This is a genomic window from Bacillus siamensis, assembly GCF_051628075.1.
GTDB classification, from domain to species: Bacteria; Bacillota; Bacilli; order Bacillales; family Bacillaceae; genus Bacillus; species Bacillus siamensis.
Genome location: NZ_CP155579.1, coordinates 2,094,475 through 2,119,350, shown reverse-complemented (window position 1 = coordinate 2,119,350; position 24,876 = coordinate 2,094,475). Strand labels below are relative to the sequence as shown.

29 protein-coding genes and 2 pseudogenes are annotated in these 24,876 nt (G+C 45.5%); 21 read left to right on the top strand and 10 right to left on the bottom strand.

Annotation, left to right across the window (positions count from 1 at the left end; genetic code table 11):
• Positions 1 to 137 precede the first annotated feature (137 nt).
• The 4 genes from ABDB98_RS10265 (at position 138) to ABDB98_RS10250 (ending at position 5,248) form a co-directional block, all read left to right on the top strand.
• Positions 138 to 3,719, top strand: coding sequence for a dynamin family protein (locus ABDB98_RS10265; protein ID WP_438420095.1), 3,582 nt, complete (start codon positions 138 to 140; stop codon positions 3,717 to 3,719).
• 67 nt (positions 3,720 to 3,786) lie between these two features.
• Positions 3,787 to 4,044, top strand: a complete 258-nt coding sequence (locus ABDB98_RS10260) for a YpbS family protein (RefSeq protein WP_438420094.1) — start codon at positions 3,787 to 3,789, stop codon at positions 4,042 to 4,044.
• Positions 4,045 to 4,120: 76 nt separating this feature from the next.
• Positions 4,121 to 4,264 carry a hypothetical protein gene (locus ABDB98_RS10255; protein ID WP_101605452.1) on the top strand — a complete coding sequence of 48 codons (144 nt, stop codon included), beginning with the start codon at positions 4,121 to 4,123 and terminating at the stop codon, positions 4,262 to 4,264.
• 96 nt (positions 4,265 to 4,360) lie between these two features.
• On the top strand, positions 4,361 to 5,248 hold the full coding sequence (locus tag ABDB98_RS10250) for a 5'-3' exonuclease (RefSeq protein WP_438420093.1): 888 nt from the start codon (positions 4,361 to 4,363) through the stop codon (positions 5,246 to 5,248).
• Positions 5,249 to 5,253: 5 nt separating this feature from the next.
• Here the strand turns inward: ABDB98_RS10250 and sspL are convergent, their stop codons facing one another.
• From sspL to ABDB98_RS10235, 3 genes are read right to left on the bottom strand one after another with little or no spacing between them, the layout of a single operon-like run.
• On the bottom strand, positions 5,254 to 5,382 hold the full coding sequence (gene sspL, locus ABDB98_RS10245; RefSeq protein ID WP_003153575.1) for a small, acid-soluble spore protein L: 129 nt from the start codon (positions 5,380 to 5,382) through the stop codon (positions 5,254 to 5,256).
• Between the two features lie 51 nt (positions 5,383 to 5,433).
• On the bottom strand, positions 5,434 to 5,826 hold the full coding sequence (locus ABDB98_RS10240) for a reverse transcriptase-like protein (protein WP_060965027.1): 393 nt from the start codon (positions 5,824 to 5,826) through the stop codon (positions 5,434 to 5,436).
• 6 nt (positions 5,827 to 5,832) lie between these two features.
• Positions 5,833 to 6,513, bottom strand: coding sequence for a queuosine precursor transporter (locus ABDB98_RS10235; protein WP_013352616.1), 681 nt, complete (start codon positions 6,511 to 6,513; stop codon positions 5,833 to 5,835).
• 81 nt (positions 6,514 to 6,594) lie between these two features.
• Here ABDB98_RS10235 and ABDB98_RS10230 point away from each other — a divergent pair, with 81 nt between their 5' ends.
• Positions 6,595 to 7,269: a ribonuclease H family protein gene (locus tag ABDB98_RS10230; protein ID WP_438420092.1), complete on the top strand. Its 675-nt coding sequence runs from the start codon at positions 6,595 to 6,597 to the stop codon at positions 7,267 to 7,269.
• A 2-nt stretch (positions 7,270 to 7,271) separates the two neighbouring features.
• Complete coding sequence (locus ABDB98_RS10225; protein WP_003153581.1) at positions 7,272 to 7,454, top strand: zinc-finger domain-containing protein; 183 nt, start codon at positions 7,272 to 7,274, stop codon at positions 7,452 to 7,454.
• A 26-nt stretch (positions 7,455 to 7,480) separates the two neighbouring features.
• On the opposite strand, the gene ABDB98_RS10220 is transcribed toward ABDB98_RS10225, so the two are convergent.
• Positions 7,481 to 7,738, bottom strand: coding sequence for a DUF2564 family protein (locus ABDB98_RS10220; RefSeq protein WP_016936693.1), 258 nt, complete (start codon positions 7,736 to 7,738; stop codon positions 7,481 to 7,483).
• 159 nt (positions 7,739 to 7,897) lie between these two features.
• Here ABDB98_RS10220 and ABDB98_RS10215 point away from each other — a divergent pair, with 159 nt between their 5' ends.
• Complete coding sequence (locus ABDB98_RS10215; protein ID WP_012117812.1) at positions 7,898 to 8,080, top strand: hypothetical protein; 183 nt, start codon at positions 7,898 to 7,900, stop codon at positions 8,078 to 8,080.
• 51 nt (positions 8,081 to 8,131) lie between these two features.
• Here ABDB98_RS10215 and cspD read toward each other — a convergent pair whose 3' ends face one another.
• The 4 genes and pseudogenes from cspD to metA all read right to left on the bottom strand — a co-directional run bounded on the left by cspD (position 8,132) and on the right by metA (position 10,819).
• Positions 8,132 to 8,332: a cold-shock protein CspD gene (gene cspD, locus ABDB98_RS10210; RefSeq protein ID WP_003153604.1), complete on the bottom strand. Its 201-nt coding sequence runs from the start codon at positions 8,330 to 8,332 to the stop codon at positions 8,132 to 8,134.
• Positions 8,333 to 8,347: 15 nt separating this feature from the next.
• Positions 8,348 to 8,459, bottom strand: a pseudogene (locus ABDB98_RS10205) (hypothetical protein); the annotation flags it as partial.
• A gap of 87 nt (positions 8,460 to 8,546) precedes the next feature.
• Positions 8,547 to 9,689: a diglucosyl diacylglycerol synthase gene (locus ABDB98_RS10200; protein ID WP_047474497.1), complete on the bottom strand. Its 1,143-nt coding sequence runs from the start codon at positions 9,687 to 9,689 to the stop codon at positions 8,547 to 8,549.
• Between the two features lie 224 nt (positions 9,690 to 9,913).
• Positions 9,914 to 10,819 (bottom strand): homoserine O-acetyltransferase MetA, encoded by a 906-nt coding sequence (gene metA / locus ABDB98_RS10195; protein ID WP_060962495.1) that lies wholly within the window; start codon positions 10,817 to 10,819, stop codon positions 9,914 to 9,916.
• A gap of 282 nt (positions 10,820 to 11,101) precedes the next feature.
• Between metA and ABDB98_RS10190 the strand changes: the two genes are divergently transcribed.
• From ABDB98_RS10190 to ABDB98_RS10140, 11 genes and pseudogenes are all read left to right on the top strand, one after another.
• The gene (locus tag ABDB98_RS10190; RefSeq protein WP_016936690.1) at positions 11,102 to 11,584 is read left to right on the top strand and encodes a glutathione peroxidase; all 483 of its coding nucleotides are present in this window, start codon (positions 11,102 to 11,104) and stop codon (positions 11,582 to 11,584) included.
• Positions 11,581 to 12,061 (top strand): annotated as a pseudogene (locus ABDB98_RS10185) (HD domain-containing protein). Before ABDB98_RS10190 ends, ABDB98_RS10185 begins: the two are co-directional and overlap by 4 nt.
• A gap of 68 nt (positions 12,062 to 12,129) precedes the next feature.
• Positions 12,130 to 13,263, top strand: a complete 1,134-nt coding sequence (locus ABDB98_RS10180) for a conserved virulence factor C family protein (protein ID WP_438420091.1) — start codon at positions 12,130 to 12,132, stop codon at positions 13,261 to 13,263.
• A 258-nt stretch (positions 13,264 to 13,521) separates the two neighbouring features.
• On the top strand, positions 13,522 to 15,198 hold the full coding sequence (ilvD, locus tag ABDB98_RS10175) for a dihydroxy-acid dehydratase (RefSeq protein WP_016936688.1): 1,677 nt from the start codon (positions 13,522 to 13,524) through the stop codon (positions 15,196 to 15,198).
• Between the two features lie 82 nt (positions 15,199 to 15,280).
• Positions 15,281 to 15,715: a BrxA/BrxB family bacilliredoxin gene (locus ABDB98_RS10170; protein ID WP_060962498.1), complete on the top strand. Its 435-nt coding sequence runs from the start codon at positions 15,281 to 15,283 to the stop codon at positions 15,713 to 15,715.
• 39 nt (positions 15,716 to 15,754) lie between these two features.
• Positions 15,755 to 16,525 (top strand): class I SAM-dependent methyltransferase, encoded by a 771-nt coding sequence (locus ABDB98_RS10165; protein WP_438420090.1) that lies wholly within the window; start codon positions 15,755 to 15,757, stop codon positions 16,523 to 16,525.
• Between the two features lie 264 nt (positions 16,526 to 16,789).
• Complete coding sequence (locus ABDB98_RS10160) at positions 16,790 to 17,398, top strand: YpjP family protein (protein ID WP_060962500.1); 609 nt, start codon at positions 16,790 to 16,792, stop codon at positions 17,396 to 17,398.
• A 100-nt stretch (positions 17,399 to 17,498) separates the two neighbouring features.
• A complete protein-coding gene (locus ABDB98_RS10155) occupies positions 17,499 to 18,293 on the top strand; it encodes a thymidylate synthase (RefSeq protein WP_438420089.1) in 795 nt (264 codons plus the stop codon).
• Positions 18,290 to 18,775 carry a dihydrofolate reductase gene (locus tag ABDB98_RS10150; RefSeq protein WP_016936684.1) on the top strand — a complete coding sequence of 162 codons (486 nt, stop codon included), beginning with the start codon at positions 18,290 to 18,292 and terminating at the stop codon, positions 18,773 to 18,775. The genes ABDB98_RS10155 and ABDB98_RS10150 overlap by 4 nt, the downstream gene beginning before the upstream one ends.
• A 21-nt stretch (positions 18,776 to 18,796) precedes the next feature.
• The gene (locus ABDB98_RS10145) at positions 18,797 to 19,417 is read left to right on the top strand and encodes a lysophospholipid acyltransferase family protein (protein WP_438420088.1); all 621 of its coding nucleotides are present in this window, start codon (positions 18,797 to 18,799) and stop codon (positions 19,415 to 19,417) included.
• Positions 19,418 to 19,535: 118 nt separating this feature from the next.
• Positions 19,536 to 20,686 (top strand): IS3 family transposase gene (locus ABDB98_RS10140; protein WP_438420087.1). Its coding sequence is split into 2 segments (ribosomal slippage): positions 19,536 to 19,809 and positions 19,809 to 20,686, totalling 1,152 coding nucleotides; the frame shifts between segments, so codons are not numbered across the junction.
• A 60-nt stretch (positions 20,687 to 20,746) separates the two neighbouring features.
• Here ABDB98_RS10140 and trhA read toward each other — a convergent pair.
• Together trhA and ABDB98_RS10130 are read right to left on the bottom strand one after the other, a co-directional pair.
• Positions 20,747 to 21,385, bottom strand: coding sequence for a PAQR family membrane homeostasis protein TrhA (gene trhA / locus ABDB98_RS10135; RefSeq protein ID WP_016936682.1), 639 nt, complete (start codon positions 21,383 to 21,385; stop codon positions 20,747 to 20,749).
• A 15-nt stretch (positions 21,386 to 21,400) separates the two neighbouring features.
• The gene (locus ABDB98_RS10130; RefSeq protein WP_438420086.1) at positions 21,401 to 22,387 is read right to left on the bottom strand and encodes a sigma 54-interacting transcriptional regulator; all 987 of its coding nucleotides are present in this window, start codon (positions 22,385 to 22,387) and stop codon (positions 21,401 to 21,403) included.
• Between the two features lie 184 nt (positions 22,388 to 22,571).
• On the opposite strand from ABDB98_RS10130, the gene ilvA reads away from it, so the two are divergent.
• From ilvA to ABDB98_RS10115, 3 genes are all read left to right on the top strand, one after another.
• Entirely contained in the window at positions 22,572 to 23,840 is a 1,269-nt protein-coding gene (ilvA, locus tag ABDB98_RS10125) for a threonine ammonia-lyase IlvA (protein ID WP_438420085.1), read from the top strand.
• 92 nt (positions 23,841 to 23,932) lie between these two features.
• Positions 23,933 to 24,184: a DUF2535 family protein gene (locus ABDB98_RS10120; RefSeq protein ID WP_016936679.1), complete on the top strand. Its 252-nt coding sequence runs from the start codon at positions 23,933 to 23,935 to the stop codon at positions 24,182 to 24,184.
• A gap of 98 nt (positions 24,185 to 24,282) precedes the next feature.
• Positions 24,283 to 24,864, top strand: a complete 582-nt coding sequence (locus ABDB98_RS10115) for an SCO family protein (protein WP_438420084.1) — start codon at positions 24,283 to 24,285, stop codon at positions 24,862 to 24,864.
• Positions 24,865 to 24,876 lie beyond the last annotated feature (12 nt).

Here is a 24,876-nt window from a genome sequence, read left to right as displayed (position 1 = left end):
TGCCGATATCGGCGGCTTTTTTGCGTTTCCTGAAGAAAAGTAAGCCATTCTTGTGTAAAATGGGGGAGAGGTTTTTTCAGAGCTTTCTAAAAACGAAAACGTCATTTGATGCGACAGACACAAAGGGGTAAAGACACATGACAGAAGAAGAACGCCGTAACAGGGAGATATTCAGCAGAACGGGAGCTTTATACGCACAATTTTTGGATCACCATGATGAAAAACGGGCCGATCAGCTTGCGGCCATTATGAAAAAAGCGGCTGATGAAGAGGTTTATATCGCATTTACCGGGCATTATTCGGCAGGAAAATCCTCTTTATTAAACACATTGCTCGGTGAGGACATACTGCCGACAAGTCCGATTCCCACAAGCGCCAACCTCGTTGTCATCCGGCACGGTGCGGATAAAGTCGTGCTTCATACGACTGACGGGGCTTATGCAGAAATAGAAGGAAGTTACGATAAAGAACAAGTGCAGCAATTTTGTAAAGACGGTGAGCAGATTGAGACGGTGGAAGTCTATGCCGGCTTTGAGGAGTCAGAGCCCCATGCGGCCTACATTGACACACCGGGGATTGATTCAACCGACGAAGCGCATTTTTTATCAGCCGCATCAATTCTTCACCAGGCTGATGCTTTATTTTACGTCGTTCATTATAATCATGTTCATTCAGAAGAAAATATGCTGTTTCTCAGCTCCGTCAAGGACCGTGTTCCGAATCTGTTTTTGATCGTCAACCAAATTGACAGGCATGATGAAACCGAAACAAAGTTTGAAGAGTATCGCAAGCAGGTGGAAGAGATGCTCGAAGGCCTTGGAATACCGAAGGAATCGCTTTTCTTTACATCTGTCACCGAGCCTGATCATCCGTTAAACTGCATTGAAAAGCTGAAAAAACATCTGCAGCAGTTGAAACGGCAGGCAAAAACGAATCTATGGCTCTTAACGGAGAAAAAAGTCGAACACTTGGTCAAGGAGCATACAGACATGCTCGTAAAAGATGCTAAGAGCGGCAGCGGGGAGCGGTTTGAGAAACAGGAAACACTCGTCCGTTCTGTCGAAGCTGAACTTGAAAATGCCGTTCAACAGGCTGAAACAGCAGAGAAAGACATCAGAAAAGACGTGCAGAACATCTTGCAAAACGCTAATCTGACACCGTTTGAGATGAGGGAGCTTGCATCTGCTTATATTGAATCGCAGCAGCCCTCGTTCAAAACAGGATTTTTCTTTTCAAAAGCGAAAACGGCAGCGGAAAAAGAGAGAAGGCAGGCTGAATTTTTTGCTGATATTAAAAAAAGAACGGAAGGGGAAGCGGATTGGCATATTATCGACACATTTACGAAAGCGGCCAAGCGTTATGAAGCGGAATCTGATAAACTGATCAAGAAAATACAGGCGTACCGCACAACGCTTTCTGATGATATCACCGCACAGGCCCTAAAGCAGGGAGCGGCCTTTTCAGCTGAATACGTATTAACCTATTCGAAAGATCTCGCCGACATGATCCGAAGAGAAGCGAAAAGGCAGACAGCAGAGCTCATTGAGGAACTGACCGCTTTTGTGCAGGCAAAAAACGGACCGCTTATAGAGAGCCTGAAAAAACGGCTTGAGAAAGAAAGAGCAATAAGAGATGAACTTGCGCAATCGGCAGAAGAAGAGCGCAATGCCGAAGAAAAAGCTTCCCGCGTCCGCGCTTTGTGGGAAGAAGAATCAGCCTATGATACGGAAAGCAGCGACTGGTATACACGAAAAAAACGCCTTGCGAAAGCGCCCGTCCAAAAAGAGAAACCAATAGAGACTGTACTGCATGAAGTAAACCAGCCCGAGGAAATTGGGGTGAAGGAACTTTCTATAAAAGAGCAAGTGGATCGGTTCTATGAACTGGCGGGGATTCTTGACTCATCAAGCCTATTAGGAAAACAGGCAGAAGCCTTTCGAAACAGGATTGAGCGGCTTGAAAACAGTCAATTTACATTGGCGTTATTCGGAGGTTTCAGCTCGGGGAAATCATCGTTCGCCAACGCGCTGGTCGGGGAATACGTGCTTCCTTCATCACCGACGCCGACAACGGCCACGATCAACAAAATAACGAAACCGCAAGACGGCAAACCGCATAAATCTGCGGAAATCGTTTTTAAAACGGAAGAGGAGCTGGACGCTGAAATGCTTCAGCTGACAGAGCTGAAAGATGCTGACATAAAAGGGCGGTCACTGAACGAGAGATGGAATTATGCCATTAAAAAGGGAAAAGTGCCTGATGATCTTACGCCGGTGATTCAAACGATGCTTCAGGCGTTTAATACGTACGAAGAACAGATCCGTCAGAGGCTGACACTGACGGTTCCGATTGAAGATGTAAAACCGTACGCAGCTGAAGAAAAAACGGCCTGCTGCGTGAAGGAAGTCACCGTGTATTATGATTCGCCTCTCACGCAAAAAGGCATTACCATTGTTGATACGCCGGGAGCAAGCAGTATAAACAAGCGCCATACAGAGCTTGCCTTTCAATATATAAAAGATGCTGACGCGTTCTTTTATATGACGTACTATCAGCATTCTTTTTCAAAAGGAGACAGGTCTTTTCTGAAGAAACTCGGCCTCGTCAAAGAATCATTCGGCATGGATAAAATGTTTTTTGTCATTAACGCTGCCGATCTTGCCAAAACGGAAAGCGAGCTGGAAACTGTCAAAGACTATGTCCGTTCTGAACTCTCAAAAGAAGGAATTAAACAGCCGAAATTATATCATGTTTCAAGTAAAGAAGAGCTTGCGGGGAAAAATAAAGCTTTCTATAACGGATTCTCTGATGTAAGAACCGGACTTGCACACTTTATTGAGGAAGATGTAATGAGGGCCAGCTGCGCGCAGCTGCAAACAGAGGCGGACAAATTGTGCGATATGGTGGAACAGCTTCATGAATCTCTTCACCAGTCGGCAGAAGAAAAAGAAAAAAAGAAACAGCGACTGGAATCTTCTTATGAAAAAGCACTCGCTGATGTTTCAAAGCGCCGTACGTCTGAGGTCATCATTCGAAAAGTGATGAAAGATACGGAAGAACAGCTCTATCACATTAAACATCGTCTGTCGTTTTATGCGAATGATATGCTGAAAACCGCTTTCCATCCGGGCCTTCAAAATGGCGATTGGAAACGAAATCTATCAGCGGCGCTGAAGGAGGCGCTGAAGGAATTCCGTTTTGAATACATTCAAGAGCTGAAGACGCTCGATATCCGGATGACAGGGTTTATTGAGCGCCATATGACTGAGGAGTGGATGGAGAACTGCCGGAAAAAGCTCATGGAAGACGGGGATTTTTCCATTTATGTCAGCGCTGAAAACGAATTTGCCGTTCAGCTGAAAGAGGTCGCGCCGGTCATTGATGTCTCAGCATTCACACATCACGTAAAAGAAGTGAAATCGCCGAAACAGTTTTTTGAACAGAACGGAAAAACGTCATTTGTGGAGGGACTCAGGCTCAGCCTGCAAAAAGTGACAGAAAGATGGCTTGAGCAGGAGAAAGAAAGCCTTTCAGCGCGCTATACTGAGCAGGTGCGCCGGCTTCAGGAAAAAATGGCGGCTCAAAGCCTGTCCCAGATCCGCGAGCAGCGTGACACTTATATACGGGGGCTTGCGGAAAATACCGGTGCCGGAGAAATTGAACGCCTTTACGAAGCCGGAAAAGCATGGAAAAAGAAAGATGAAATGCTGAAAATTTAAAAATCCGGTTGGCGGGTAGATAACAGTCGTGGTAGACTAAAATGAAAAAAGCGAGATGAAACCTTTTATGTCAGAAGTCCATAAAGCAATTTCAGCACATTCCGCAAATCAGCATCAGCACGTCAAAACATTTGTGCAGCTTGACTATCAGCGTGAACAGGCGATTGAAGAAGCCATTGTAAAATGCAGACGGAATGAACCGTTCACGACAGATGTCATCAACGGCATCACCGCAAAAATGAACCAGCTGGCTGAAAAGGGAATAGTGCCGCAAAGGCGATTCGTAAGTGAAGAAATGGTGAAAGAATTCGTCAGCAGACCGTAATGGTTGAACCTGCCGTGTGTGGCGTCAGCGCTTGCTGCGCATACTATCCGTATCTTCTCTAAGGGGGGATATGACAATGGGCAGAACAAAGCTGGGAAACAGAAATGCACAGCAGAATAACAATGCCAAAAAGAAAAACGGCTTCGGACAGACATTTGATTCCTATGCCGGCCGTGAAGCTGAAAAGCTGATGGCAAGCAATAAAAGACACGGCGAGTAACGTGACGGCAGCATCTTCCAAACGGGAGGATGCTGTTTTTTTACGGCTTTCCTATGGTAAAATAGGAGCATTGAATAAAAAAGGAGTTTTCGATATATGAATAACAAATTACTGCTCGTTGACGGCATGGCGCTTTTATTCCGTTCGTTTTTCGCCACGGCCGTGCATCGCAATTTTATGATAAATGAAAACGGAATTCCGACAAACGGAGTCAACGGATTTTTAAAGCATCTCATTACGGCGGTTGATACTTTTCAGCCCACACATGTCGTCTGCTGCTGGGATATGGGAAGCAAAACGTACCGCAATGACTTGTTTCAGGATTATAAGGCAAACCGGAGCGAACCGCCTCTTGAGCTCATTCCGCAATTTGATTTAGCGAAAGAAGCGGCGCGTGAGCTTGGGTTTTTAAACATCGGTATAAAAGGCTATGAAGCGGATGACTGTATCGGTACGCTCTCTGCCTTATTTTCCGGGGAAGCGGAAATTACGATCGTAACGGGCGATAAGGATCTGCTTCAATTGCTGAATGAACAAGTTCAGGTGGCCCTGCTGCAAAAGGGCATCGGCAATTATAAGGTATATACAGATGAGATATTCAGAGAAGAAATGGGAGTTCCTCCAAAAGCGCTGATTGACATAAAGGCGCTGATGGGAGATACAAGCGACAACTATCCCGGCGTTAAAGGAATCGGAGAAAAAACGGCGTACAAGCTGATCCGTGAATACGAAAACATAGAACGGTTATTAGAAAGTCTCGCTTTACTGCCGAAGGGCCAGCAAACGAAAATTCAGCAAAGCTTAAAAGAATTGGAGCTGTCAAGGCAGCTTGCTGAAATACATTGCGAAGTGCCGTTAGTCTGTACGCTTGAAGAAGCGATTTTTTCATTGAAGATGGAAGAAGCATCCTTAATGCTCAGACGCCATCAGATAAAAGGAATTGAAAGGATGCTCGAAAAACTGAACGCCAGAGAGATCAGCTGATCCCTCTAGCGTTTTGTATTGCTTTTTTTTGCATTGTTTTCAAGGGCTGATTTCGGGTCTTTGTGCGCATTTCCCTCCATATTTCCCTGAGGATTCACGCCTCCGGTCAGCCGGCCTTTATTTTCTTTTCTCATAGCTGTTCACCTCATTTGTAGGATGAACAGTATGACGCAATTTCATTCCGGTTATTTATTCAGCCGAACCGCTTTTTTTGCGAGCTGATCGGCTGTTTGGTTCTGTCTGCCGGGAATCCACTTAATAAAAAACAATGGAAACCCGGCCTTTAATCGGACAATTTCATCCACAAACGGCTGGAAAGCCTTGTTTTTAACCGCTTCAAGTTCAGCGGCCCGCTCCACGATATCTGAATCCGTCCGGAATGACACGGAATCATATCCGCGGGCGGCACACAGCTTCATTCCTTCAATTAAAGCGAGAAATTCAGCTTCCTGATTTGAATGGTCGCCGATCGGAATTGAGAAAGATTCTGATTTCCCCTCATGCTTAATAAAAATACCGATACCGGACGGACCCGGGTTTCCGGCGCTTGCGCCGTCTACATAAATTTCAGCGGGCATCATCCGTCACTCTCCGTTCGGTGTCATTCGTTTTGCCGCATATGCGTATGGGACAGAAATGAGTGATACCGCAAATTTAATCAGATAAGTTGAAATAAAAATGCTGAACCACACTCCCGCAGAATAAACACCGATAAAGGCCACGGCAGTGAAGATAAATGTATCCAGCAGCTGGCTGAGCGCCGTGCTTCCGCTGTTTCTGAGCCAGAGAAGCCGATCAGAAGGAAAGATTCGCCGAATGGCGGAATATACATAAACATCTATTGTTTGGCTGAAAATAAAAGCCAAGAGGCTTCCGAGCGCAACACGCGGCAGAAAACCGAAAATCGTCTCAAGGGCAGGCTGCGCGATATCTGACGCAGCCGGTTTATATAAAAGAGCCCCCTGCATGGCGCATGTCAAAGCGAGCAAAGTGGAAAAGCCGAGCCAGACGGCTTTGCGCGCTTCCCGGGGACCGTATTTTTCGTTCAGCACATCAGTTGCGAAGAAAACGGTGCCGTACATGATGTTTCCGAGTGTCGCCGTAAGACCGAACAGCTCAACTGTTTTGACGACCTGCAAGTTGGCGCACACCGTGGCGAAACCGATCCATACAAATAGGCCCGTTTTGCCAAATCCTTTATAAAACAAAAGAACAATGATAAAATGAATGATCGCAAATAAAATCCATAACACATCATTAAACAAAACCTGCTGACTTCCTTTCAATTTGAGAATGGTTTGATTATAGCACACGCCCGTCAACTAATGAATGGTAAGGTGATTTCAATGAATCTTAAGCCGTATATCGAAATAGAAGCAAAAGGAACAGGCCCAGTCGCGTTTTTTTCTGAAGATTGGCTGACCGTTCCGAAAGCGCGCATGCTTGCAAGAGAAGTCAGCCGCTTTCCATATATAAAAGACATTTATTTTGAGGATGAAAAAGGCGCAAGCTGGACGCTAAAAGAGCTGGAAAAACTTACGGAAGAGCTTGCGCACGAACCTGACGACATTACGGTGTATTTCGACGGCGGCTTTGACAAAAAAAGCGGCTTAGCCGGACTCGGAATTGTCGTGTATTATTCTCTCGGCGGCAAGCGCCACCGCATACGAAAAAACAAAAGCTTAACGCTTCAGACGAACAATGAGGCGGAATATGCCGCGTTGTACGAAGCGCTTAAGGAAGTGCAGGAACTTGGCGCAAGCAGAAATTCAATCACGATAAAAGGGGATTCCCTTGTCGTTTTGCATCAGCTTGACGGCAGTTGGCCGTGCTATGATGATACGCAAAACGACTGGCTCGATAAAATTGAAGCGCTGCTCGAATCCTTACAGCTGACACCGACATATGAAGCCGTAAACCGAAAGGAAAATCAAGAAGCGGATGACCTTGCCAGAAAAATTCTTTCGGATGACCGGCAGATTGAAAGCCGCATTATACTAGAAGGTAACGGAGATGACTGATATTGGATAAAAAAAGCATTTATAAAGAATTGACAGAGCTTCAGGATGAATATTGCAAAGACTGCTTTGTTAAAAAGCATTTCCGCAAGGAGTTCGGAAAAACGCACGCCCATTCTTTCTGCATTAATCAATGCACAGTGGGGGAGAAACTGAAAGCCTACGGCAAGGTGCTGACAAATCAATAAAAAATAAAACCGCAGCTTTTGCGGTTTTATTTTTTGAATTCATCGAGCTGGTGCTGGCAATCGTCCAGAAGCATTCGCTGCTTTTGCAGGAAATCTTGATCGAGTGCCTGCAGTTCACTGGATTGTGACATCGTTCTCGCATCCTGAATCGCCTGGTAAGCAGATTCAACCAAAGTTGAATTTTGACCCCGAGTAGCCGCGCCTGTTGTTTTCTGGGCCGTTTCCACCGCTAATTCAAGCTGGCGTTTATCCGTCAGTCCGTTTGGAAAAAATTCAGAGTCCATAAAAAACACCTCCGCAAATAGTTTGGAGATTTTTTTTAGAAATATGTATGGAAAATAGAAAAAAATATAGAAAATAAGCCGATATAACTATTGAACCTGATAATTAGGGCTTATTTACTATTATTCAGGGTATCTTGGGAGAGAAGGGAAAAACCAGCCGTGAATGATAAAGATTTAAAAACAATCCTTCAGCAGACATTTAAAGAAATATACGGTGATTTGGGAAGTTTAGCGGAAATGGCGAAAAAAGGAATGCCGTCAATGGAGAAACAAATTGAAGAAATCGAGCAGCGGTGCAAGCAGAATCTTGTAGCAATCGAGATTCAGACGGCAATCAAATAGGAGAGGCATGCGCCTCTCCTCTATTTGTCATCTGATCAACATGTATTGAGTTTAGAGTTTTACAACATTAGAAGCTTGAGGTCCACGATTACCTTCGACAATTTCAAAAGAAACTTCTTGTCCTTCTTCTAATGATTTGTATCCTTCTCCTTCGATAGCAGTGAAGTGAACAAATACATCGTCTCCGCCTTCAACTTCGATGAAGCCGAATCCTTTTTCGTTATTGAACCATTTTACTTTACCGTTTTGCATATTGCTTAATTCCTCCTAGTACTGTAGCACCTTCGTGCTAAAAAAAATTTTGTCATCATCCAACCGTACGTATGTAAACGTTGTTAAATGATGGTTCAACTATACACCAAATGGGAGCGGGCGTCAAGCGGCCGCTCCCTATTTTTTATCTTTATTTTTCCAGCGGCAACACTTATCCGAACAAAAAGCACACGAATCATTCGTGTGCTTTTTGTTATGACATTGCCATATCTGCCTTCCCGGCCATCAGTTCAGATTCTTTTATAATGTCCTGCAAAATGACTTCAGAAGAGTTGGGGAGGTGAAGGCTTTTAATATTGTCCTTCATCCGGTTCAGCTTTTCCTCATCCGCAAGAAGGGAGGTGACAGACTCTAAAATTTCTTCGTGGCGGTTGACCACGACAGCCGCACCGCGGTCTTCAAAGAAAATGGCATTTTCCTTTTCCTGTCCTGGCACGGGTTTGTACAAAATAACCGGTACGCCGATCGCTGTCGCTTCCGTCAGCGTGATGCCGCCCGGTTTTGTAATCATGCAGTCCGTAATCCGGAACAGCTCGTCGATTCTTTCTACATAGCCGAGCACTTTCAGGCGGTCGGTATTGCCGCTTTCCAAGCTGCTGAGTGATTCTTTCAGCGAGCCGTTTTTGCCGCATACCACTACAACCTGGACCTGATCGTCATGAACGAGGTTTTCGCACAGTTCTTTTACGTTTTTCAGCACACCATGCGCTCCCGCCATAATAAGAAGCACTTTTTTGTCGGGAGAAAGATTGTATTTTTTATAAATCGGTTCTTTCGGCATCGTTTCCTCGAATTGAGGCCTGATGGGAATGCCTGTGATTTTTACGTTGTTCGGATGAGTGCCGATTTCAATCAGTTTTTCCTTCACGTAATCCGTGGCGACATAGTATTTATCCACATTTTCATGAACCCAGATTTTGTGAAGGCAGAAATCGGTCATAACGTTGAACGTCGGGATCACTTTTCCGGTTCTCCGTCTGTATTCCGGTACGACAATCATCGGAAATGTATTGATTATAATGTCTGGCTTATGCTCTTCGACGAGCTGGCCCAGACGTTTATTTCCCATTTTAAAATAAATATTGAATTTGCGTTTATTATAGATTTTGTCAACTCCGTAATAAAACAAACGATAAAACTGTTTCCCGATTGAGAAGCTTTTTAAATAAAGGTATTGAGTAACCTCTGAAACAATCGGATTTGACTCTTGATACAAATTGGAAACCGTCACTTTTAAGCCGAGACGCAGACATTGTTCGTAGAGCGTTTTGGCCACTTGAACATGTCCGTTTCCGTAATTTGCAGTCAAAATTAATACTTTTTTATTGGTATTCAAGTAAATTCACCTCAATGTAATCAACAACAAGCAAGCTTCATGCATCGTAAGGAGTTATTGTCTATAGATAAACATAACACAAGTACATCATTTTATAATAAGCGCGGCAACATATTTAAACTAAATTTAATTGATATGTTCCAGTATTTTAAAGTTCTGTTATACCCATACTGAATCAAGAGTATTTTATCATATTTTTGTCACCGTATCACTCAAAACAAAAATTAATCCCATTCATACGGGGTTTCCTGATATACATAATAATTCAGCCAATTCATAAACAATAACGTCGCATGAGCCTTCCAGCGGTTTACAGGTTCTTTCCCGCCGGGTGCAAAATAGTGCTTAGGAGCTTCTACGTTTGAAAGCTTTCTTTCTATATCCCTCTCATACTCCTGAAGAAGCGTATCAGTATCGTATTCCGGGTGACCCGTTAAGAAAATCTGCTTTTCGTCTTTTGAAACGATTAAACAGACACCGGCTTCTTCTGAAACGCTCAGCACATCCAAATCTGAAGCCGATTTCAGCTGCTCCGTATTAATATCTGTATGCCGTGAGTGGGGCACATAGTATAGCTCGTCAAAGCCTCTTACCAATCTCTCGTGTTTTTTAAGAACGGTATGCTCAAACACGCCGAAGATTTTTTTCGGCAGCTCCGTTTTTTCAATGCCGTAATGGTAGTATAAACCGGCTTGAGCTCCCCAGCAGATATGGAGCGTTGAAGTGACGTTCGTTTTGCTCCACTCCATAATTTCCTTTAATTCTTCCCAGTAAGAAACATCTTCAAACGGCAGGTGCTCAATCGGAGCGCCGGTAATAATCATTCCGTCAAACCGTTTGTGGCGGATGCTGGAAAATTCCGTATAAAATTCATCCAAATGCTGCCTTGCTGTATTTTTTGGAGTATGTGTGCTCGGAATTAGGAATGTAAAGTGAACTTGTAAAGGCGAATTCCCAAGCAGCCTGAGGAGCTGGGTTTCCGTTTGGATTTTTTTCGGCATCAGATTTAAAATCACGATCTTCTGCGGCCGGATATCCTGAGAAAAAGCCCGGCTTTCATCCATTACAAAGATGTGTTCACTTTCAAGCACCTGCTTAGCGGGCAGGTGATTTGGTATATTAATAGGCAACATGCCACCTCCGTTATTCCCCGTTAATTTTCTTCATTATAGAAATTTTTAAGCCATTTTTCAATCCATCCCGGCGTAATAAGCCGCAATTAATACATAAAGACAAGATGAAAACGGCAAATGGGCATAAATTCGGGGCGGCTCTTTATTATGACGGGCAAAGAGCCGTTTGGTTCCTCGAAAAAAATGTTTACCGGTAAATGGAAGGGAAAAGCGGTTTCCGTTTGTTTTGCATTGTAAAACAGTTAAAATAAATGAAGAATGAAAGAAGGAGGGGCGCAGATGACAATCTACGACATAAACGTACGGACCATAACCGGCGAAGACATGACGCTATCGGCTTACAGGGGCAAGGTGTTGATCATTGTGAATACAGCGAGCAAATGCGGGTTCACGTCCCAGCTCAAGCAGCTTCAGGAGCTCTATGATACATACCGGGAGGAAGGGCTTGAAATATTAGGATTTCCCTGCAATCAATTTATGAACCAAGAGCCCGGAAACGAGGCGGAAATTCAGGAATTCTGTGTGAAAAATTACGGCGTCACATTCCCGATGTTTGCGAAAGTGGATGTCAATGGAGCAGACGCTCATCCTCTTTTCACATATTTGACGGAGAAGGCGAAGGGGATGCTCGGCACAAAGGCGGTCAAATGGAATTTCACTAAGTTTATTGTGGACCGAAACGGCGAGGTCACCGGGCGTTTTTCTCCAAACGTCAACCCGAAGGAGCTTGAAGATACAGTACAGAGGCTTTTGGCTCTATAAGAGGTGTCACGGTGAACGGAAAAGAACAGCTTATCAATGAACGAACGGGCCATGACTGGCTTCATATTTCCCGGATCGCAACACTTTCTGTTTGCATTGCAAAAGAAGAAGGCGCACCGAGGCGGCCGCGCTGGTTCATGATCTAATTGATGATAAGCCCGAAGAAAGGCTGACGGCGGGCGGAGTGACAGAACGGCTGGCTGCTCTTTCAACATCGCGCATGACTCCGTTCGGGAGATTGCGGATATGATCACAGGGATGTCATTTTTGCACAGGGAACCGCTGAAAAAACAGCCGCTTTCATTGGAAGGAAAAGTTGTTTCAGGATGCAGACATGCTTGATGCGATCGGCGCTGCGGGTATCGGCTCGGCTTAATGAATACAAAAACAGGGGCCGGATTGGCAGGGGAGCGGCATCAATTTCTATTGCAGTTTGCCGCCAGCATTCAAAAAGAGGCCGGCATGATAAAAAGCTAAGCGGGGCAATAGAACGCTTGTGCAGGCTGTGTTAGAATAAGTGTCAGATTGTGCATAGGAGGACCAAAATGAAGATTAAATCAATAGAACCGACGCCGAGTCCGAACACGATGAAAGTGATCTTGACCGAAGAGCTTCCGGCAGGCAAAAGCAACAATTACAAGCCGGATCAGGCAGAAGATGCTCCGGCCGTCGTACGTGATATTTTAAAGATTGAGGGAGTAAAAGGCGTTTATCATGTTGCAGATTTTTTGGCTGTGGAGAGAAACGCCCGTTTTGACTGGAAGGAAATTCTGCCGCAAGTCCGATCAGCCTTCGGAATGGAACAGACAGAGCAGTCTGAGAGCCGTTCTGAACAGGAATCATTCGGAGAAGTGAAGGTTTTCGTCCAAATGTTCAGCGGAATCCCGATGCAGGTCAAATTGACGGACGGCGAACGTGAAGAACGGTTCGGCCTTCCGGAACGTTTTCAAGAAGCCATATTAAAGCTGCGTTCGGAAGCCTCAAATGTCGTATTTGAGCGCTCCTGGAAAGAACAAGGCGTCCGCTTCGGGGATTTTACCGAAATCGGACACGATGTCACAGAAGAGCTTCAGGCTGCTTACAGTGATGAGCGGCTCAAACGCCTGACCGAAGCGGCCGTACAGCAAAAGGGTGAGGCCAAGCCGGCAGTGCAGCGGAAAGCTTATAAAGTGACTCCGGACATGCTCGATGATGAAGACTGGAAACAGCGCTATGCCCATCTTGAGCAAATGGACCCGGATGAAGACGATTTACCTGTATTGGAAAAAGCGCTTCATGATCCGAAGACCTCGATCCGAAGACAAGCCGTCGTCTATTTAGGAATGATCGAAAAGCCGTCTGTGCTTCCGCTTTTATACAAAGCGCTTGAAGACAAAACGGTGACGGTCAGAAGGACGGCGGGTGACTGCCTGTCAGATATCGGCGATGCGAGCGCAATTCCGGCAATGATAAAATCGCTCAGTGACTCAAGCAAGCTCGTGCGCTGGCGCGCGGCCATGTTTTTATATGAAGTCGGCGATGAAACGGCGCTGGAAGCATTAAAAGCGGCGGAAGACGATCCGGAATTCGAAGTCAGCCTGCAGGTCAAAATGGCGATTGAACGGATTGAGCACGGAGAAGAGGCAAAAGGTTCAGTCTGGAAACAAATGACTGAAAGCAGAAAAAAAGAACAGCAGTAATAAAAAGGTGCGCCATGCACCTTTTTTATTTGAATTCACTTTTTATAAAAATTATTTAGAATATTGTTGAAAAATGATTCAAAACTCTATATAGTAAGTACAATATTAATTGTTGGAGGGTTTTTATCGATATACAAAAAGAATACGAAAGCGGACAGGGCGGAAACGCTGTAACTGGAGATATATACAGAATGCGCCCTTAAATAAACTGAAAATTTTAAAAATATCGCACAGTCTAAAAACAGTAGGGGGATCACCATGGCAGAATTACGCAGCAACATGATCACACAGGGAATTGACAGAGCGCCGCACCGCAGCCTGCTTCGCGCTGCCGGCGTAAAAGAAGAAGACTTCGGCAAGCCGTTTATCGCGGTCTGCAATTCATACATCGATATCGTTCCCGGACATGTTCATCTGCAGGAATTTGGAAAAATCGTAAAAGAAGCAATCAGGGAAGCGGGCGGAGTCCCTTTTGAATTTAACACAATCGGAGTAGATGACGGAATCGCAATGGGGCATATTGGAATGAGATATTCGCTGCCGAGCCGTGAAATCATTGCCGATTCAGTTGAAACGGTCGTCTCGGCGCACTGGTTTGACGGAATGGTCTGCATTCCGAACTGTGACAAAATTACGCCGGGAATGCTGATGGCGGCTATGCGGATTAATATCCCGACCATTTTCGTCAGCGGAGGGCCGATGGCAGCCGGCCGCACAAGCGATGGCCGCAAGATCTCGCTTTCTTCAGTATTTGAAGGCGTCGGCGCCTATCAAGCCGGGAAAATCGGTGAAGGCGAACTGCAGGAGCTGGAACAGTTCGGCTGTCCGACGTGCGGATCTTGTTCAGGCATGTTTACGGCAAACTCGATGAACTGTCTGTCTGAAGCGCTCGGTCTGGCGCTTCCGGGCAACGGAACAATTCTTGCGGCTTCTCCGGAAAGAAGAGAGTTTGTGAGAAAATCAGCAGCCCAATTGATGGAAACCATTAAAAAGGACATTAAGCCGCGCGATATCGTCACAGAAAAAGCGATTGACAACGCGTTTGCGTTAGATATGGCTCTCGGCGGCTCAACCAACACAGTGCTTCATACGCTTGCGCTTGCCAATGAAGCGGGAGTCGAGTACTCATTAGAACGCATTAACGAAGTGGCTGAACGAGTACCTCACTTATCGAAATTGGCGCCAGCCTCGGATGTCTTCATTGAAGATCTGCACGAAGCGGGCGGAGTCTCTGCGGCCCTTAATGAATTGGCGAAAAAAGAAGGCGCGCTTCATCTTGACGCGCTGACTGTAACAGGCCGGACACTCGGAGAAACAATAGCAGGTCATGAAGTAAAGGATTATGACGTGATTCATCCGCTTGACAATCCGTTTACCGAAAAAGGCGGTTTGGCCGTGCTGTTTGGGAATCTGGCTCCGGACGGCGCTATAATCAAAACAGGCGGCGTACAAGACGGGATTACAAGACACGAAGGCCCCGCTGTCGTCTTTGATTCACAGGATGCCGCGCTTGAAGGCATTATAAACCGCAAAGTAAAAGAAGGAGACGTTGTCATTATCCGTTATGAAGGTCCAAAAGGAGGCCCTGGCATGCCGGAGATGCTCGCTCCGACTTCTCAGATTGTCGGAATGGGGCTCGGCCCGAAAGTGGCGCTTATTACAGACGGACGCTTTTCAGGGGCGTCCCGCGGCCTTTCAATCGGCCACGTATCCCCTGAAGCGGCTGAGGGCGGCCCGCTCGCATTCGTCGAAAACGGAGACCATGTCATCGTTGACATAGAAAAACGGATTTTGGATGTGCAAGTGCCTGAAGAAGAATGGGAAAAACGTAAGGCGAATTGGAAAGGCTTTGAGCCGAAAGTCAAAACAGGATATCTTGCACGGTATTCCAAACTCGTGACAAGCGCCAATACGGGCGGAATCATGAAAATTTAAATCAGCGGCCTGAACAATTGAATTCCGGCTCCCTCTATAGTATCCTTGACATCATATCAGGATTTTAGAGGGGGCTGTTTTTATGTCAATGGCTTATGAAGAATATATGCGCCAGCTGGTCGTGCCGATGCGCCGCGAGCTGACGGGCGCGGGTTTTCAGGAATTAACGACGGCGGAAGAAGTGGAAAGCTTTATGGAACAAGCTGAGGGCACGACATTGGTCGTTGTCAACTCCGTGTGCGGCTGTGCCGCGGGTCTTGCCCGTCCGGCTGCGACTCAGGCTGTTTTACAGCATGAAAAAGCGCCTGATCATACGGTTACCGTATTTGCCGGTCAAGATAAAGATGCGACTGCAAAAATGCGTGAATATTTTACGGGGCAGGAACCTTCCTCGCCATCAATGGCGCTGTTAAAAGGGAAAGAGGTCGTTCACTTTATTCCCCGCCACGAAATCGAAGGGCATGACATGGAGGAAATTATGAAAAATCTGACGAATGCCTTCGATGCACACTGCTGAAATGCCCGAATTCCGGGCATTTTCTTTTTGGAGAAATAAATGATCACAACCAGTTACAGACCTAGTGAATATACGATACACACAGCACAGTCACTCAGTGACAGGCTGGGTGACACCTATTGCAGCCGCAATAAACAGCCCATTGAAAAAATGCTAGAACGAGCGGCAAACGATCTTTTGGTCATCGGAAAGGAACGGTTCGAACTTTACACGAAGCAAGGGGAAAAGTTCTTTTTTCACCCGAATACAGCGATGTTCCGGGCAAAGCGGTTTTTGAGAGGGGAAGCCGAGCCGATGTTAAAAGCAGCCGGTTTACGCGAAGGGGACTCCTTTTTAGATTGCACGCTCGGCCTGGCATCCGATGCGATTTTGGCAAGCATGGCTGTCGGAAAAAGCGGACAAGTAATCGGCCTGGAGAAAAATGAGCTTGTCTCATTGCTCGTTAAAACAGGCCTTCAAACGTGGGAAACCGGTATTGAACCGCTGCAAGCCGCCATGAATCGCATTCAAGTCAAGCATGCCGACTGCGCCGATTATTTGCGGGAGCTTCCTGATTCATCGGTAGATGTCATCTATTTTGACCCGATGTTTCACGAACCTGTTGAAACGTCAGACGGCATTGCGCCGCTCCGTGCGCTGGCAGAAGAAGGTTTTAATGAAGAGTGCATCACGCAAGCCGTTCGGGCGGCGAAAAAATCCGTAGTGCTTAAAGACCATTGGAAAAGCCCGCGGTTTGAACGATACGGCTTCAAGGTGCTGACAAGAAAAACGGCGCTTTTCCACTTCGGTGTCATTCATGTAAGCTCATGATATCATGAGCTTTTCTTTCGTTAATCAGTGATTTCCATCACGATAAAATAAAGCAGCGTGAGAAGTGATACAGTCGCAAATAAAGCGTTAATCATCTCATCCCCTCCTTTTTTCTCTATCTTATTGTAAGCGGTTTAGCCGCTCGGTCACAGTTACCAATTTCCCATATTGTATGATCAGGCGCTTCCGGACATGACGCCGCGCTTTGATCTATGCTAGAATATAGGGACAAGAGGACAATAAAACAGAGGGGAACTATCTATCATGAAATTGTGGATGAAAAAGACCCTTGTGGTTCTGTTTACCATTGTAACGTTCGGGCTCGTGTCTCCTCCGGCTGCTTTGATGACAGACAAGCCTTCAGGACAGTCGAGCAGTCTTGAGCAGAATGATTACACCGCTTTTTATGATGAACACTCCCTGCCGGGGGAAGAGAAGGCAGGGCGGGAGCCTGAATTACAGTTTCAATCGTATCAGCAGCAGCTTCTCGGTGATGCTGAAAATCAATCACTTCTAAAATTCGGCAGCAAAATCTCTCCGGTCATTGAAGATGATTACAGAAGTGAAATTCTGCCGAAAATCGAAGATGTGATCACAGGGCATTTAGCCAAGTTTCAAGATGATGAAGCGTATCAGGATGTGGTCATTTCCAGCAAGCCGTCAGCCGGAAAAACCGAAAAAATTTTTCATGTGTATAACAGGCTGACGGGTGAAGATCTTTTAAGATTCCACGTCCGCCGGGATCATCCTCCGCAAGACGGCTACTGGTTTAATTTTCATTACCATACCGCTGAAGACGGATTCCAATCACACCATGAACTCGGCAGCATTTATTGGGACCGGAATACGCCGCCTGACTGGATGAGCGTGTAATAACGTGAAGAAATAAAAAAATCATTTCTGAGAAATTTTGCAGAAATGATTTTTTATTGTGTTACACTACTAAAAGACTACGTTAAAAGGATGAAAAAAGATGAAACAATATAAAGATTTGTGCCGTCATGTGTTAGAAAACGGAGAAAGAAAAGGAGACCGTACGGGAACGGGGACGATCAGCACGTTCGGCTACCAAATGCGGTTTAATCTTCAGGAAGGTTTCCCGATGCTTACGACGAAAAAGCTCCATTTTAAATCAATCGCGCACGAGCTGCTTTGGTTTTTAAAAGGAGACACGAATGTCCGCTACCTTCAGGAAAACGGAGTACGCATCTGGAACGAATGGGCCGATGAAAACGGAGAGCTCGGACCGGTTTACGGCTCTCAATGGCGCTCATGGCGCGGAGCGGACGGCGAGACGATTGATCAAATCTCCCGGCTGGTTCATGACATCAAGACCAATCCGAATTCCCGGCGGTTAATCGTCAGCGCGTGGAATGTCGGCGAAATTGATCATATGGCGCTTCCTCCTTGCCACTGCCTGTTTCAGTTTTATGTCGCAGATGGAAAACTGTCGTGCCAGCTTTACCAGCGGTCGGCGGATGTTTTTCTCGGCGTGCCGTTTAATATCGCGTCTTATGCGCTTTTAACAATGATGATCGCGCATGTGACGGGTCTTGAACCGGGTGAGTTTGTTCATACGTTCGGAGACGTCCACATTTATCAAAACCATGTGGAACAGGTGAATTTGCAGCTGACAAGAGATGTCCGCCCGCTGCCGAAACTGCGGTTTGCGCGCAACGTTGATTCTATTTTTGATTTTACGTTTGAAGACTTTATCATTGAGGATTATGACCCGCATCCGCATATAAAAGGAGCTGTCAGCGTATGATTTCGTTTATTTTTGCGATGGATGAAAACCGGCTGATCGGAAAAGATAACGATCTGCCTTGGCACCTTCCGGATGATCTCGCATATTTCAAAAAAGTGACGACTGGACATACCATTGTGATGGGGCGGAAAACGTTTGAATCAATCGGACGTCCGCTTCCGAATCGGCGTAACATCGTTGTAACTTCACGGGACGAATCCTTATTTCAAGGCTGTACTGTCGCTTCCTCGGCTGAGGAAGTGCTCAAACTGATCCCGGGGAATGAAGAATGCTTTGTAATCGGCGGCGCCCAGCTGTACAGTGCGCTCTTTCCATATGCGGACAGACTCTACATGACTAAAATTCATCATGTCTTTGAAGGTGACCGTTTTTTTCCGGAGTTTAATGAAGCTGAATGGGAATTGACATCCCGCAGACAGGGAGTAAAAGATGAAAAAAACCCTTACGATTATGAGTACCTTGTATACGAGAAAAAGAATTAAGATCGAGCAGGGGGACAAGAATTGATTCGTTACGGCTGCCTTGTCATGTACGTTGTATTTATGTTCATGAAAAATATTCAGGAATATATCAATCAAAAAGAGCTTGACCCGCGGCTTTCTTTTCAAAAACAGATGAAACGGGTGTACGAACAGCCCAAAGCGTTTATGAGGGGATGCATTGACGTGTCGGGATCGGTAATCAGCATTCATCATGATCGGCCGATACCGGACGGACCTGTATTGTATGTGCATCCCAGATTAGGTCCGGGTGATCTTGTGCTGCTTGCGGGACATCTTGAAGATCCGGCTGGTTTTATCGCCGGCAAGAAAGCTTTCCGGATGCCGTTTCTCGGGAATTGGCTGAGACTGATGGGTGTCATTTGTGACGGAGACAGCCGGGACGTGCGTCAGGAGGCGGAAGTCCGCCTGCAAAAAGGACAAAGCCTGATTCTTTCTGAAGACGGCAAAATCAATCCGGAGGAACTGGCCCTGCGGTTTGATCTTCCGATTGTTCCGGTCAGCACAACGGGAACAGACCGGCTGCTTCGGGGCAGATTATTGAAACGGCTGAAACCGGCTGACATTGAATTGCATGTCAAGCCCGCTTATTATCCGGCCGTTCAAAAACGGCTCCGTGCATAAAAAAAGCACAGTCTCTTTACGAGAGGGACTGACCCCATAATATGAGACAAACAAAAAACACCTTCAAGTTTGAAAACGGATCGTTGTTATCCGAAATTAGACTTGGAGGTGTTTTTCTATGAGGGCAAGAGTGAGTTATCCGGTTGAAGTCAAACAGAAGGCTGTAGAAATGAGATTGGCGGGCGTGCCTGTGAAGGAGATCATGCAGGAATTGAATATCAAGAATAAGACGCAGGTGCAGACATGGGTCAGGTGGTATAAAGCTGGGGATACACATCGATTCGAACAACCTGTCGGAAAGCAATATTCTTATGGAAAAGGTCCAGAGTATTCTTCCGAATTAGAGAAACTGCAGGCAGAAAATCGTTATCTGAGACAACAGAATGAAGTGTTAAAAAAGTACAACGAATTGGAAAGGAAGCTGATAGCGAAACGCCAGTCGAGCTTGTAGAAGGATTGCGCGGCACAATGACCATAAAGGATATCTGTATTCATTTAGGTATCTCACGAGCATCTTATTATCGTTGGAAGAAGAAGTTGATGAAAGATAACCCTAAATACCATTTAGAAAAACAAATCGGCACGTTGTGCCGAGAACACAAGTATCGATATGGCTATCGGAAAATCACAGCCATATTAAAAAAGGGAATGCGTATGAATCATAAAACGGTTCAGCGCATTATGCAGAAGAATCAGTGGCAATGCCGGGTTAAGGTGAAAAAGCGCAAGAAGAATGGGCAGCCATATGCCGTGGCCGAGAATATATTGGATCGGAACTTTAAGTCTGATCGCCCTCTGGAAAAGCTAGTAACGGATATCACATATTTGCCTTATGGGCAGAAACAATTGTATCTTTCCAGTATATTGGATTTATACAATGGAGAAGTGATTGCTTTTACGATTAGCGATAGACAGGACACAGATTTTGTCTTACACACACTTGATCAGCTGCCCGCACTGCCAGATAACTGCGTGTTACATAGTGACCAAGGTTCTGTTTATACATCTTATGAGTATCAGAAAGCTGTTAAAACAAAAGGCATTACCATGAGCATGTCCCGCAAAGGGACGCCCGCTGATAATGCCTCCATCGAATCGTTTCATTCCTCACTAAAGTCTGAAACGTTCTACCTCGACAGGTTGGAAAGCACTACGACGACCATCGTAGAACAAACTGTCGAAACCTATATACACTATTATAACAACATTCGTATTCAAACGAAACTAAACAGCCAGCCGCCGGTCACATACCGACAGCTGGCTGCTTAAAGGTGTTTTGATCCCTGTCTCAAAAACGGGGGTCAGTCCCAGAGGCTGTGCTTTTTTATTTCAGATAAAGGGAACTTTGACACAATAAAATAAAATACAGAAAAACATTGAGGCGCTGCCTCCTAAAACAAAGCTGTGCCAAATGGCGTGATGAAACGGGATCTTTCTCCAAATATAAAAAACGGTGCCGGCGGAATATAATAAGCCGCCGAGAAGAAGAAGGCCGAATCCAGGGCCTGACAGCGAAGCGTACAGCGGTTTAATGGCGACAATAATCAGCCACCCCATCATTAAATAAACAAGCGTTGAAAAAATGATAAACCGCTTCACGAAAAAGATTTTAAACACGATGCCTCCGAGGGCAAGCGACCAAACGATAATTAAAAGAGTCAGGCCGAGTGCGCCTTTAAGCGGTCCTAATAAAAATGGCGTATATGTCCCCGCTATTAAGACGTAAATCGCGGAGTGATCCACAATCTCAAGAATGTCTTTCGTTTTTTTATGCTGAATGCTGTGCAGAAGAGTCGAGCTGAGATACAGAAGCAGCATTGAGGCGCCGAAAATCGAGAAGCTGGCGATGTCTGTCGGCGATCCGTATTTCACCGCGAAGATAATGAGAAAAATCAGCGCCGGAATCGACAGCAATACACCGATTCCGTGTGTGATGGCATTTGCGATTTCTTCTTTAATCGTGAACAATCAAATGTCCTCCTTTTAAAGGATTTGTTTTTGCAGTGACTGCAAAAAGCCTAACCCTTCTATTGTGATTTTTGTTCCTGCGCGTCCCCGGCCTTTTGTGACATAGTTCATCTTTTCTAAGTAATCAAGCCTGTTTCTGACCTGCTGAGGCGTCAATGTCATTGTGCCGTTTTCGCTTAATTCAGATATGCTCCGTCTGCTGGCGGGTACGCCTTTGGCATTTAAGTCTTTGATTGATTCCAAAATAAACAAAAATTCTTCTTTCTCCATCAATGTCAGGCGCTTTTCTTTTTTCTTGGCGGTTTTCGCTTTCTGGCTGTTTTTGATATACGGCGGGACATCCTCGGGATAAATCGTACTGCCGGAGGCTGCCGCAGCCATATAATGCGCCGCGTTTTGAAGCTCTCTGATGTTGCCGTTAAAGGTGTGCCGCTCAAACAGCGGATAAACGGACGGATCGAGATGCAAATGCTGCCCAGAGGCTGCCAGAATATGCTGAAGAAGGAGCGGTATATCGCCTTTTCGTTCAGATAAAGCAGGGAGCGGAAGGCATAACACGTGAAGCCTGTAAAATAAATCTTTGCTGAACGTGTTTTCCGCATCGGCAAGATCCGCCGTGCTGCTTGCAATGATGCGGGCGGAAAGCCCGGCATCCAGCTCCGAAAGAAGGCGGGCCTGTACCGAAAGCGGCATGTCTCCGATTTCATATAAGAATAATGTTCCGCGGCGGGCCCTATTTAATGCACCTTCAGCACAGAACAGTTCATGATTGAGCCGCTCTTCGCTTTGGCTGCAGTGAACGGTAATAAATAGTTCGCTGTTTCTGCGGGATTTATGATGGATCGCTGCGGCCATTTGTTTTTTTCCTGTTCCGACTTCACCCGTGATGAAGACCGGCTGATCCGATAAGGCGAATTTGGCGGCCAATCGTTTCGTTTCTAAAAAGGATTTATGTTCGCCGGCTAGCTGATGAAAGGGATCAGATTGTACAATTACAGTCATGAATTGGCTCCTTTTGGTTCTAATTGGTTTAAGTATAACATGTTTTCACCTTTGAAAATATCTTTTTCTCGTGAATCGGTTTATTTAATTTTATTTACGAAATTCAAATAATTATCTTATTATTTGAATATTCATGTTATAATGGCATATTAAATAGGGATTTAAATAAGAAAGGACTCTGTAAATGAAACCGTTGCTTAAAGAAGACTCTCTCATTCAGGTAAAAGACATTTTAAAAGCGCACCAAAACGTAAAGGACGTTGTGATACATACGCCTTTGCAGAGGAATGACAGACTTTCTGAGAGATATGACTGCAATATCTATTTGAAAAGAGAAGACCTTCAGGTGGTCAGATCATTTAAGCTCAGAGGGGCTTATAATAAAATGAGACAGCTCTCAAAAGAGCAGACTGAAAACGGAATTGTCTGCGCCAGTGCGGGAAACCACGCACAGGGGGTTGCGTTCTCATGCAAACATCTCGGCATTCACGGCAAGATTTTTATGCCGTCAACCACACCGAGACAAAAGGTATCTCAAGTGGAGCTGTTCGGAAAAGAATTTGTTGAAATCATATTGACGGGTGACACTTTCGATGATGCATATAAGAGTTCTGCGGAATGCTGTGAAAAGGAAAACCGCACGTTTATTCATCCGTTTGATGATCCGGACGTCATGGCCGGGCAGGGAACGGCTGCCATTGAAATTTTAAATGACATTGACGTTGAGCCGCATTTCCTTTTTGCGAGTGTAGGGGGAGGAGGACTCCTTTCCGGCCTCGGCACGTACATGAAAAACATTTCGCCGGAAACAAAAATCATAGCGGTGGAGCCGAAGGGCGCAGCTTCCTATTTTGAATCGAAAAAAGCCGGACAAGTCGTTGAACTTGAGAAAATCGAGAAATTTGTCGACGGGGCGGCTGTAAAAAAAATCGGCGCGAAAACTTTTCAGACGCTTGAAACAGTAGTTGATGACATTCTTCTTGTCCCGGAAGGAAAAGTGTGCAGCACAATTCTCGAATTATACAATCAATGCGCCATCGTAGCTGAGCCGGCGGGTGCATTGTCCGTGTCGGCACTTGATCTGTACAAGGAAGAGATTAAAGGAAAAAACGTCATCTGTGTGGTCAGCGGAGGGAATAACGACATCGGCAGAATGCAGGAGATGAAGGAACGCTCCATGATTTATGAGGGGCTGCAGCACTATTTTATCGTTAATTTCCCGCAAAGGGCGGGAGCGCTTCGCGAATACCTTGATGAAGTGCTCGGGCCTGATGATGACATCACCCGGTTTGAATATACGAAAAAAAATAACAAAAGCAGCGGACCTGCATTGGTCGGCATTGAGCTGAAACATCGGGAAGATTACGGCGCGCTCATTGCCCGGATGGACCGAAAAGGATTTCATTACGTAGAAGTGAATAAAGATCAGGACCTGTTCCACCTGTTAATCTGACTTTTTTTAGAACGGCCGCGCAAAATGACAGACACGCTTTCTCAGATTGTATATAATAAAAAGAAAACAATCGAAAAAGAAGGATTGATATCTTGTTACTCAAAAGCCTAGAGTTCAAACGACAGGACGGGATTCAGGTGAAAGTGACAGAAATACCGGTTGTCACGAAAGGTGAACATTATTTTTTTCAAATTCATCGGCACCTTGAGCTTTATTTGAGAGAAGTTTTTGCTTCACGAAGTGTGAGAACAGTGTATTCATTCCGACAATATGTTAAGCGCCGTATGAAGTGGAAAGATTACGAGGCCGTTTTCAACCAAGAGATATTAAAACATAACGCATGACGGCGCGCATTCCTTAGCGCCCTCCTTTTGATAAGGGAGGGTGCGGGGATTTTTTTATGATGAATGCTGTAAGCGTTTTATCCATGGGGGGAATGGAAATGAAAAAAATGAAAAGCTTCGCTGCCGTCATCTGTTTGCTGCTCTTGTGCGCCTGCGGGGGAAAGACGATAAAAGACCCGCTGAACTATCAGATTGAGCCGTTTTCCTATCAGAACCAAGACAGAAAAACAGTGTCACTGAAAAGCCTGAAGGGGCATGTCTGGATTGCGGATTTTATGTTTACAAATTGTAATTCCGTCTGTCCGCCGATGACAGCCCATATGACTGAACTGCAAAAAAGACTGAAGGCTGAGAACCTGGATGTGCGGATTGTGTCGTTCAGTGTAGATCCTGAAAATGATACGCCTAAACAGCTGAAAGCATTTGCTTCCAAATATCCGCTCTCACTTCGGAACTGGGATTTTCTGACCGGTTACAGCCAAAAGGACATTGAAGATTTTGCGCTGAACAGCTTTAAAGCAATTGTCAACAAGCCGAAGGGGGAAGATCAGGTCATACATAAAACTTCTTTTTATTTAGTCGGACCTGACGGCAAGGTGCTTAAAGATTATGACGGCGTGCAGAAAGTTCCGTATGATGACATCCTCTCAGATGTCAAAGCGGCTGAGGAGCTCAAGTAAACTGGCAGATTA